The organism is Arthrobacter sp. Dra40 (assembly GCF_059091905.1).
In genome coordinates this window covers 1-1420 of sequence record NZ_JBNHHB010000486.1, presented here as the reverse complement: position 1 = coordinate 1420, position 1420 = coordinate 1, and the positions used below count along the sequence as shown (strand labels likewise).

The following is a 1420-nucleotide window of genomic DNA, read 5'->3' as shown; positions in this document are numbered from 1 at the left end:
CTGCATGACGTCGGCCGAGCACGGGGCGTGCTCGGCCGACGTTGATGCTCAGCGGCCGACGGGGTTTGCGCCGCACGGGACAGGCCGGGCGCCGGTACTCGAATTGGGGGCAATTACTTGTGTGTGCGGGTGCAAGTTTCTCCATTAAGCGGGGCAATTACCTGTTTGTGCCCGGCACACTACTCGACCCTCTCGGATCGGCTCCGATTTCATTGCCCGCTGTTTTGTCAGCCTGTTAGTGTCGCCAGATCCCCGCCCTCGCGGGGCTCACACTTGGGGGAAGAGAGTTCATCATGCGTTTTTCGTCATTGGTGGCCGCGACGACACTGGGGCTTGTTGTCGCACTGGCTCCAGCCGGTCCGGCACTTGCTGGTCCCGCCGAACGGCAAGCCAACTGCACAGCGCTGGGCGGAACGCTCAGCGGCAACGGCAATAATCAGGTCTGCACGGTCAGGACTGTCGTCGTGGGCCCTGATGTTCCGTCAGGCACTCCGACGACTACGTTCAGTGCGGACCGCCCCGTGGGCGATCCTGTCACCGCGGACACATCGCTTCCGGCCAGGCAGCCGAATCCCACGGTAACAACGGAGGAACGCAATGTCGGCGACGCGACTGTCGTGACGACCGAGCGCGCCGGCACCCCGGTAGTGACCGAGGAAGAGCGCAACGCCGGCGAAGCCGTCAGCGAGGACGTTGTTGTTCCCGGCACGCCAACCTCGACAACCCGCACGGAGCGGGGCAAGCCGACGAGCACACAGACCCCCACGACCACCAACTGCCGCAGGGTAAACAACGAGCGGGCAGCGAAGCCCGTGGAGAGGTGTGAGAAGGCCGTCTTGACCACGACGACCACGCCCACAACAATCGTCACCACGACGACCACCCCGCAGGAACGCGTCACCACGACGACCCAGCCGCGGGAGACGCTGGTCACCACGACGACGCCGTACACCGAGGTCTTCACCAGCACGCAGCAGCGTGAAATGTGCACCACCACGACGTACCAGACGGTGATCACCACGGCGACGACGCAGCAGACGGAGCGCACGGCGACCACTTCGCAGTCGACAACGCGGACCACCACCACCACGGTTACCACGTTCAATTTCCCCCGCGGTACAGACGTTCCCACCCCTTCAGGTGCACCGGTGGTGACGCAGTCAACGGCTCCAGGGACTCCGGTGGTGACGGAAGCAGTGGTTCCCGGCACGCCGGTCGTGACTACCGGAACGCGGCCCGGGGATGAGGAATCGGAGACCGGGTGCGCGCCGATCGCCCCGGTGGTGACGGTCACCGAAGGGGAAACAAGGCAGGAGGCGACGACGGCAACCGTACCCGCAGAGCCGATTGTCACCGTGACCCGCGAGGACATCGCGCCGCTTGTCGTCGAAACCGCAGCCCCGGGGGCGCCGATCGTGAC

2 protein-coding genes are annotated in these 1420 nt (G+C 65.4%); one reads left to right on the top strand and one right to left on the bottom strand.

Going from position 1 to position 1420, the window contains the following annotated elements:
* Window positions 1-436 precede the first annotated feature (436 nt).
* Complete coding sequence (locus AC5RWT_RS37425) at window positions 437-1105, bottom strand: hypothetical protein (protein ID WP_494084623.1); 669 nt, start codon at window positions 1103-1105, stop codon at window positions 437-439.
* A 79-nt stretch (window positions 1106-1184) separates the two neighbouring features.
* Between AC5RWT_RS37425 and AC5RWT_RS37420 the strand changes: the two genes are divergently transcribed.
* On the top strand, window positions 1185-1420 hold a 236-nt coding region (locus AC5RWT_RS37420), incomplete at its 3' end, for a hypothetical protein (protein WP_494084622.1).